General features: G+C 61.5%; 12 protein-coding genes. 10 read left to right on the top strand and 2 right to left on the bottom strand.

Features of this window, described 5'->3' with window-relative positions; translation table 11 throughout:
- Positions 1-314: 314 nt before the first annotated feature.
- From H6B51_RS09780 to obgE, 7 genes are all read left to right on the top strand, one after another.
- The gene (locus tag H6B51_RS09780; protein WP_243421226.1) at positions 315-935 is read left to right on the top strand and encodes an S-layer homology domain-containing protein; all 621 of its coding nucleotides are present in this window, start codon (positions 315-317) and stop codon (positions 933-935) included.
- Between the two features lie 39 nt (positions 936-974).
- Positions 975-1,409: a MarR family winged helix-turn-helix transcriptional regulator gene (locus tag H6B51_RS09775; RefSeq protein WP_204883504.1), complete on the top strand. Its 435-nt coding sequence runs from the start codon at positions 975-977 to the stop codon at positions 1,407-1,409.
- A 27-nt stretch (positions 1,410-1,436) separates the two neighbouring features.
- Positions 1,437-2,483, top strand: coding sequence for a putative glycoside hydrolase (locus H6B51_RS09770; RefSeq protein WP_204883503.1), 1,047 nt, complete (start codon positions 1,437-1,439; stop codon positions 2,481-2,483).
- Positions 2,484-2,750: 267 nt separating this feature from the next.
- Entirely contained in the window at positions 2,751-3,062 is a 312-nt protein-coding gene (gene rplU / locus H6B51_RS09765) for a 50S ribosomal protein L21 (RefSeq protein ID WP_204883502.1), read from the top strand.
- Position 3,063: 1 nt separating this feature from the next.
- Complete coding sequence (locus tag H6B51_RS09760) at positions 3,064-3,396, top strand: ribosomal-processing cysteine protease Prp (protein WP_204883501.1); 333 nt, start codon at positions 3,064-3,066, stop codon at positions 3,394-3,396.
- A 46-nt stretch (positions 3,397-3,442) separates the two neighbouring features.
- Positions 3,443-3,727 (top strand): 50S ribosomal protein L27, encoded by a 285-nt coding sequence (gene rpmA / locus H6B51_RS09755; RefSeq protein ID WP_087343860.1) that lies wholly within the window; start codon positions 3,443-3,445, stop codon positions 3,725-3,727.
- A gap of 161 nt (positions 3,728-3,888) precedes the next feature.
- On the top strand, positions 3,889-5,169 hold the full coding sequence (gene obgE / locus H6B51_RS09750; RefSeq protein ID WP_204883500.1) for a GTPase ObgE: 1,281 nt from the start codon (positions 3,889-3,891) through the stop codon (positions 5,167-5,169).
- 51 nt (positions 5,170-5,220) lie between these two features.
- On the opposite strand, the gene H6B51_RS09745 is transcribed toward obgE, so the two are convergent.
- Entirely contained in the window at positions 5,221-5,496 is a 276-nt protein-coding gene (locus tag H6B51_RS09745; protein ID WP_204883499.1) for a DUF1294 domain-containing protein, read from the bottom strand.
- Between the two features lie 112 nt (positions 5,497-5,608).
- Here H6B51_RS09745 and H6B51_RS09740 point away from each other — a divergent pair, with 112 nt between their 5' ends.
- Together H6B51_RS09740 and H6B51_RS09735 are read left to right on the top strand one after the other, a co-directional pair.
- A complete protein-coding gene (locus tag H6B51_RS09740; RefSeq protein ID WP_204883498.1) occupies positions 5,609-6,400 on the top strand; it encodes a YlmH family RNA-binding protein in 792 nt (263 codons plus the stop codon).
- Positions 6,400-6,606: a DUF896 domain-containing protein gene (locus tag H6B51_RS09735; protein ID WP_204883497.1), complete on the top strand. Its 207-nt coding sequence runs from the start codon at positions 6,400-6,402 to the stop codon at positions 6,604-6,606. Before H6B51_RS09740 ends, H6B51_RS09735 begins: the two co-directional genes overlap by 1 nt.
- Positions 6,607-6,802: 196 nt before the next feature.
- On the opposite strand, the gene H6B51_RS09730 is transcribed toward H6B51_RS09735, so the two are convergent.
- The gene (locus H6B51_RS09730) at positions 6,803-7,801 is read right to left on the bottom strand and encodes a GGDEF domain-containing protein (RefSeq protein WP_204883496.1); all 999 of its coding nucleotides are present in this window, start codon (positions 7,799-7,801) and stop codon (positions 6,803-6,805) included.
- 248 nt (positions 7,802-8,049) lie between these two features.
- Between H6B51_RS09730 and H6B51_RS09725 the strand changes: the two genes are divergently transcribed.
- On the top strand, positions 8,050-8,349 hold the full coding sequence (locus H6B51_RS09725; protein WP_204883495.1) for a helix-turn-helix domain-containing protein: 300 nt from the start codon (positions 8,050-8,052) through the stop codon (positions 8,347-8,349).
- Positions 8,350-8,638: the final 289 nt, after the last annotated feature.

Genomic DNA, 8,638 nt, shown 5'->3' with positions numbered 1-8,638 from the left:
GGTTGGGGGTGCTTTACGTCCTCAGCGGCGTGGGTGGGCTGGTGGGCCTCCGGCTGGGGGTCAACCTGGTCAACGCCCTGGTGCTGGGCCTGCTGGGTGTGCCTGGCTTCGGCCTGCTGGCCGCCCTCAGCTGGGCCCTGGCGGCCTAGCGAGGGGGCGGCATTGCCCTCTTTTTTTCAGGTTTTCCAGCCTTAGGTCCAAAACGCAGGCAAAACAGACTGAATTTATAAATGTGTACAGGTATGTTCATAGTTTTTTAAAATCCGTATCGTAAAATGTTCCACACTGAAAGAAAGAGCAAGGAGTGGAATACCTTGAAGAGACGATACGCGGCGCTGGCTTGTGCCCTGACCCTGTGCGCAGCCATGACCCTGCCGGTCTGTGCCGCCGGCTTTACTGACGTGCAGCCCGGAGCCTGGTATGAGTCCGCTGTCAACGAGGTGGTGGCAGATGGGATCATGACCGGCGTTTCCAGCACCCTCTTTTCCCCCAACGGCAGCGTGACCCGGGCCACCCTGGCGGTGGTGATGTGGCGGATGGCGGGGGAACCCCAGCCCTCCGGCCAGAGCAGTTTCCCTGACGTGGCGGACAACGCCTGGTACGCCGCCGCCGCCCAGTGGGCCCATGACATGGGGATTATCAAGGGCACCGACCAGGGCCTGTTCAACGGGGACGGGGTGCTCAGCCGCCAGGAGCTGGCGGTGATGCTTACCCGCTATGACCAGTACCGGGGCACCGCCAACCTGGCCCAGGGTTCTCTGGACCTGTTTGAGGACGGGGACAAGGTGGCCAGCTGGGCCGAGGACGGTATGGCCCATGCGGTAGGCATGGGCTGGCTGGAGGGGTCGAACGACAAGCTCAATCCCAGCGCCGCCACCAGCCGGGCCGAGCTGGCGGTAATCCTCCAGCGGTTGAACACCAAGGCCATGGGCTGACAGCACCGTCACGGGATACAGAAAGGAGAAACGTCCCAGATGGAAAATTCCAACCTCTTTATGTCCTATCTCCGGGTGACCCAGCACATGTCCCAGCAATTCCGCAACCACTTTGGTCGGATGGATCTGACCTTTCCCCAGGCCATGGTGCTCACCGTGCTGGGGGAGGAGGGCCCGGTGCCCATCAGCGCCCTGGCAGAGCGCACCGGCAGCGCCAACAGTACGGTCTCCGGCATTGTGGACCGGCTGGAGAAGCTGGGCCTGGCCAAGCGGCAGCGCAGCGAGACCGACCGGCGGGTGATCTACGTGTCGGCCACCAACAAATACGCCGATCTGCGGGACAAGGCCGCCGCCGATGTACACAGTTATTTCTCCAGCCTGATGGACAGCATGGCCCCGGAGGACCGGGAGCTGGTGGCTACCGCCCTCCAAAAGCTGGACCACGCTCTGAGTCAGGTGGAGGACAAGCCATGATGACCACAGAGGGAAGAGGTGTCCTGTTTGCGGCGCAACGGTTATGACCCCTATCACGGCCGGAGCCGGGGGCGCACGGCCCTGAAAATACTCATCGTGATCCTGCTGGTGGCCTTGGCCCTGTCGGTGGCCGCGCTGCTGTTTCTGGAGCCCTATATCCGCTACTCCTCCGATGGGGTGCGGGTGGAGCTGCCCCCCATCTTCCAGAGCGGCGGCGAGACTGAGCCGGACGAGCCGGCGGGGAGCGTCCCCATCCAGGTGGTCACCCCCGAGCCCACCCCGACTCCCACGCCGGAGCCGGAGGAGACCTTCCGGGGGCTGTCCCTCTCTCTGGAAAAGCTGGAGCAGGCCGATACCCTGCTGGAGGAAGCCGGCGCTACTGCCGCCATCCTGCCTGTGAAAACCGAGGAGGGGAGCCTGAATTACCAGTCCCAGACCACCTGGGGCACCTCCTCCACCCAGACCGGGATCAACGACACCATCACTGATTTTACCGGCGGAGACCTGTACACCGCCGCCTATCTGTCCTGCTTCCGGGACAATACCCTGCCCCGGACTGACCGGGCCCTGTCCATCCACAGCAGCTCGGGCAACTGGTGGGACGATAAGCAGGTGCGGTGGATCAGCCCCCTGTCAGAACAGGCCCGGGCCTATGTGGTCCAGGTGTGCGCCGAGACGGCGGCCCTGGGCTTTGATGAGCTGATTTTGGACAGCTGCTCCTTCCCCGACCGGGGCACCGTCAGCGCCATCAAGACCGACAGCAATTACGCTTCCGACGCCCGGACCCAGACCATGGAGACCTTCTTCCAGGAGCTGGAGACGGCTCTGAAGGACTACCCGGAGCTCAAGCTGTCGGTGGTGACCAGCCTGGAGGTCCTCCGGGGGGAGGACGACGGCAGTGGCCTCACCCTGGAACTGCTGGAGCGGTACGCCGACCGGGTGCTGGTGGCCCTCCCTGAGGGGGAGACCGCGCCCGAATTGGATGGGCTGGAGGTGGTGCCCATTGTGACGGCGGGTGCCGAGACGGGCTCCTGGGCCATATTGGAGCAAAAAACCGGGGAAACGGCAGAATAAGGCTTGACTTTTTGAAATTGGATTGATATACTACTAGAGCCGCTTTGAATGGGAATCAGAAGCGCGGAGGCGCCCGGGAGCAGGGCAACAGCAAAACACGCAGGCCAAAAAACAGGCTGGCCTATGGCCGGCGGCATTTTTGGCGGAGTGTTGAGCAGTTGACCGTCGCGGAGGGCGCGCAGCGTGACAATAAAAGCGAAGTGGGGCTCATGGCCTGCGTACTTCCTCCCCCGACAGCGAGCCCGTAATGAAGGAGTTGAAAAACGAATGCACGCGATCATCGAGACCGGCGGCAAGCAGTACAAGGTGGCCGAGGGCGATACCCTCTTCATTGAGAAGCTGCCCAACGAGGCCGGCGACAACGTGACCTTTGACAAGGTTTTGGCCGTCATCGACGGGGACAAGATCACTGTGGGCACTCCCGTGGTGGAGGGCGCCAAGGTGGACGCCTCCGTGGTGAAGAACGGCAAGGGCAAGAAGATCCTGGTCTTCAAGTATAAGCCCAAGAAGGGTTACCGGAAGCGTCAGGGCCATCGTCAGCCCTACACCAAGGTGACCATCGGCGCCATCTCCATGTAAGATGACTACGGTCTCTTTTCATATGGAGGGCGACCGCATCGTGGGCTTTACCGTAAAGGGCCACAGCGGTTATGCCGAAGCGGGGAGCGACATCGTCTGCGCCGCCATCACCAGCGCCATCCGTCTCACCGAGTGCGCCATCAACGACGTGCTGGGCTTGGGGGCGTCCGTGAAGGTGCGGGAGGCCGACGCCTCCATCTCCCTGCGCATCCCCGGGGGACTGAGCGAGACCGGTGAGAGCACCTGTCAGACCCTTCTGACCGCCCTCATGGTCCATCTGACCAGTCTGCACGAGGAATACCCCGAAAATATTCTCGTCCTGGAGGCCGACTGACCCCGGACGATCCTTTATCAACACACAAGTTTGGAGGTGTGACACCATGCTGAACATCGGTATTCAGTTCTTCGCCCATAAGAAGGGCGTGGGCTCCACCCGTAACGGCCGTGATTCCGAGGCCAAGCGCCTGGGCGTGAAGCGGGGCGACGGCCAGTTCGTCCTGGCCGGCAACATCCTGGTCCGCCAGCGGGGCACCCATATCCATCCCGGCGTCAACGTGGGCAAGGGCAGCGACGACACCCTGTTCGCCCTCAAGAGCGGCCGCGTGAAGTTTGAGCGCCTGGGCAAGGACCGCAAGCAGGTCTCTATCGTGGAGATCGCCCAGTAATCGCCCGCAATATGGGTAAACTAAGCCCCGGACGGACTCCCGTTCCGGGGCTTTTTCTGTAAACGGCGGACGCCGCAGGGTCGTAGGGGCGACCTGCGGTCGCCCACGGGCGGTCACAGGCTGCCCCTACGAAAGCAGGTTGTTTGGAAAAGGAGAACTTTATGGCAGCACCCTTTGTAGATACCGCCCGCATCACCGTCAAGGCGGGCAACGGCGGCAACGGCGCGGTGGCCTTTCACCGGGAGAAGTACGTGGCCGCCGGCGGCCCCGATGGGGGCGACGGAGGCCGGGGGGGCAATGTGATCCTGGAGATCAATCCCCACATGTCCACCCTGATGGACTTCCGCTACAAGCGCAAGTACGTGGCGGGCAACGGTATGGACGGCCAGGGCAAGCGGTGCTCCGGCAAGGATGGGGAGGATCTGGTCATCAAGGTCCCCCGGGGCACCGTGGTGCGGGACGCGGCCACAAATGAGATCATTTGCGACATGTCGGAGACCGACTCCTTCGTGCTGGCCAAAGGGGGCAACGGCGGCTGGGGCAACAAGCACTTCGCCACCCCCACCCGGCAGGTGCCCCGGTTCGCCAAGGCGGGGCTGCCCGGCCAGGAGCGGCAGGTCATCCTGGAGCTGAAGCTGCTGGCCGACGTGGGCCTGGTGGGTTTCCCCAACGTGGGCAAGTCCACCCTCCTGTCCGTGGTGTCCAAGGCCCGGCCCAAGATCGCCAACTACCACTTTACCACTCTCTTCCCCAACCTGGGGGTGGTATATGTGGAGGAGGGAGTGTCCTTCGTGTTGGCCGATATCCCCGGCATCATTGAGGGGGCCGCCGACGGCGCCGGTCTGGGCCACGATTTCCTGCGGCACATCGACCGGTGCCGGCTGCTCATCCATGTGGTGGATGTGTCCGGCTGCGAGGGCCGGGACCCGGTGGAGGATTTCAAGGCCATCCAGGAGGAGCTGAAGCAGTACGGCCCCGATCTGGCCTCCCGGCCCATGCTGGTGGCGGGCAACAAGGTGGACATCGCCTCTGACCGCACCGGGCTGGAGGCCCTGAAGGCCCATGTGGAGGAGCTGGGGATGCCCTTCTATGAGATCTCCGCCGCCGCCCAGATGGGCACCCGGGAGCTGATGCTGGCCGCCGCCCGGGAGCTGGAGCACCTGCCCCCCATCACGGTGTATGAGCCCACCTATGTGGAGCGGCCCCCGGAGGTGGACACCTCGGAGCCGCTAAACATCATCCACGAGGAGGACACCTGGATCGTGGAGGGGCCCTGGCTCCAGCGCCTCATGGCAAACGTCAACTTCGGGGACTACGAGTCCCGCAACTGGTTCGACAAGATGCTCCGCCAGTCGGGGCTCTTCGACCGGCTGGAGGAGATGGGCATCCGGGACGGGGATATCGTCTCCCTGTACAACCTGGAGTTCGAGTACCAGCGGTAAACAAAGACCGGGCTGCCGTTTGTTCGGCAGCCCGGTGTGTTTTTTGGATGGTCACAGGAAAAACCGCCAGTACAGCCAGCCGCCCAGAGCCACCTGGGCCGCCAGGATGGCGGGCAGGCCCCACTTGAAGTACCAGTGCCGGGTTTTATGGCGGAAGGCGTACATGCCCAGAATGGCCCCGGGGGAGCCCCCCAGCAGGGCCACCAGGAAGAAGGTCTTTTCCGGCACCCGCCACCGGTTGCGCCTGGCCTTCCACTTGTCGGTGCCCATGAGCACAAAGTCCAGCAGGCTGGCAAGGCCGATCCACGCCAGCACCCATTTCAGCATAGAGATCCCCCCTTCCGTTGCATTTCCATCAGTATAGCATCCCTGTCAAGGGGCGGTTGCCAGGGGAGAAAAACTGTGCTATGCTGGACACACTACCCCACAGGAGGACGAGATGACCAAAACTGAACTGCTGAACAAGCTGGCCCGGGACGGGGAGGAGCGGCTGCTGCTGGCCCGGGCTCTGGACAAGCTGGAGCTGGCCCGGACCCGGTCGGTCCCCGGTCACACCGGCTTTTTATCCCCACAGGAGCGCCTCAGTGTGGAAAACCTGCTGAACGCCAGCGGCCACCCCCGGCACCTGTTTTACGGCGGGTTCGAGGGGGCGGAGAGAACGGTGTGCGCCTTTCTGCCCGACTGGCAGGAGGAGGAGCTCTGGCTGGACAGCGACTGCCCCATCCGGGCCCTCCGCTGCACCTGGTCGGGGGGCGCCCTGAGCCACCGGGATTTTCTGGGGGCCATCCTGGGCCTGGGCCTGGACCGGGAGAAGATCGGGGACTTGTTGGTGGGGGAGGGAGAGTGTCACATCCTGGCGCTGGAGGAGGTGGCGGATTTTTTGGCCGCCAACCTGGACCAGGCCGGGCGGATGCGGCTCAAAACCGCACCGGTGGAGCTGGCCCAATTAAAGCCTCCGGAGGTAAAGGTAAAGCCTATTCGGGACACCGTCAGCTCCCTGCGGCTGGACGCGGTGGCGGCCTCCGGCTTCTCCCTGTCCCGGGGAAAGGCCGCTGACCTGATTGCCTCAGGAAAAGTTCAGCTCAACCATCGGGAGTGCCTCAAGCCCGACCGCCCCGTGGCGGCGGGGGACGTGCTGAGCTGCCGGGGGCTGGGAAAGTGCGTGCTGAAAGAGGTGGGCGGCCCGTCCAAAAAGGGGCGCATCATGATTTTACTGGAGCGATATGTATAATGGACGAAAAGAAGATCAAGCGCATCAACGAACTGGCCAAAAAGGCAAAGAGCGAGGCGGGACTCACCCCGGAGGAGATGGTGGAGCGTGACCTGCTGCGGCAGGAGTATATCGCCGCCTATCGCAACAACCTGGTGGCCCAGCTGGAGAACACCTATATCGTGGAGCCTGACGGTACCCGCCGCAGGCTGGGGAAAAAATCCTGACCACACGATGCAAGGGTCTGCTGCAAAATCAAATTCATCTGTCATTGTGAGCCAGTGCGCACAAGCGTGGCAATCGGTTTTCCCGGCAACAAGAGACGGATCTCCACGAAAAACGGCCGCCCAGTTTGAAGTGGGCGGCCGTTTTTCTCGGAATGACGGGGTTTATGCACTTTGCGTATTTTGCAACAGTCCCATGTTACACACGCAGACGGTTGTCACCCAGGTCCTGGTAATACCGCTGCTTTTCCCGGTACATCAGGTGGTCGGCCTCGTTGAACTGCTCCTCCACGTCGCCCCGGGCATCCCGCCAGCACACCCCCACCGAGCAGCTGATATGGTCCTGGTTCATATCCTCGCACACCAGCGCCACCGCCTGGCGGAAGGCGGCCTCATCCCGTTGGTCATCCAGAACCACGAACTCGTCACCGCCCACCCGGTAGGACTGCTGTTCAAAATAGAGCATGATGTGGGAGGCCGCCTGGTACAGCAGCCGGTCTCCGGCCTTGTGGCCCATGCGGTCGTTGACCTGCTTGAGGCCGTTGAGATCAAAGTAGGCAATGCCCAGGGGCTTGTCCACATGGCGCTGGAGATTGCTCAGCACCTGGTTGAACTTGTGGCGGTTGTACATGCCGGTCAGGGAATCCCGCAGCAGCACCCGCTTGAGGATGGCGGTCTGAGACTGGATCCGGGCGGACTGGGCATCGATCTGCTCCTGAAGGTACTGATAGGAGAGCTGACCCATTTTGGCGGGGAAGCCCACCTCGCCTTCCACCATCTCTGAATAGGGGTTGGAGACGTGGAGGTGGCAGCACCAGGGCCGATCCTCCACATAGCGGAACACCAGGGTGAGCCGCTGGTGGACCCGCAGGAACATTTTGGTGGAGGGGTCGGTCTCCAGCCAATAGACGGCGGAGCACAAATAGATGTCGGGAGACAGGGGCAAAACGTGGTAACACTCCTGGGAGAGGCGGCATTTGGGTACCACCCCTTTCATGGAACGGAACAGCTCCATCACCTTGTGGGGCTCAGCGGCAAATTCCGACTCGCCCGCACCCTGCCAGATGAGCTGCTGCCGGTCCATCAGATGGATGAGGGCCTCCGGGTCATTCTCGCAGTAGTGCTTGCGCAGCATATAGCCGGCCAGCTCCTTGACCTCGCGGATGCGGCTGGCCTGGATGCGGTCGGAATGTTCCAACGTGTTCACCTCTCTGGATCTGCATCACCAATAGTCTATCAAATAGAAAAACTAAAATCACGCACAAATTGTAAACAGTTACGAGAAATTTGTGGGAGAGCTCTCCACATCCATTGTATTTACCATATCATGGCTGGTGATAGCATAACAGGAAACTCCTAATTAGTCAAGTATTTTGGGAATAAGTACGACAATCCTGGCTACAATTTAGGTACAATGTTCTGGTATCCAGGAAAAGAGGTGACGATGTGTACCTGCCTGAGACGGGAACCAAGATTCGGCAGATGCGAACCCAGAAGGGCCTGTCCCAGGTGGCCCTGGCCCATCAGTTGGGCGTGTCCAAATCGGTCATCAGCTCCTACGAAAACGGGCTCCACCTGCCGCCCTATGACGTACTGCTTCAGCTCAGCAGGATTTTCGGGGTAAGTACAGACTACCTGTTGGGAGCACAGACCAGCCGCACCATCTGCGTGGACGGACTTACCGATGTTCAGGTGGAGGCCATCACCATGATCGTGCAGGAGCTTCGACGCACCAATTTGAAATAGAAACCAAATCCTGAGGGCGTGTCCGTTGACGTATGGATGCGTCTCTTTTTCATCCGGAGTACATGTCGGGACGGAAGGTCTACTTTAATATAGTATGATTCTGCCAAAAATGCAAGAACGAGGGGAGAAAATTTGCCGGCGATGCCGTATGCCTGAAGGGTAAGCGGGGGTTTACAAAAGGAAAACTGTATAGTATAATCTAACAAACCGACACTGACGCGGAAGGGATCACAGCCTGACGGGAAAGGGTCGCGCGGCAGAGACAGGCGGTCCAGTGGCGCACCCGTTC

It is taken from the genome of Pseudoflavonifractor phocaeensis (assembly GCF_016901955.1).
GTDB lineage: Bacteria > Bacillota > Clostridia > Oscillospirales > Oscillospiraceae > Flavonifractor > Flavonifractor phocaeensis_A.
Note: the sequence above shows the minus strand (reverse complement) of the source record. Positions and strands in the feature narration are given on the sequence as shown.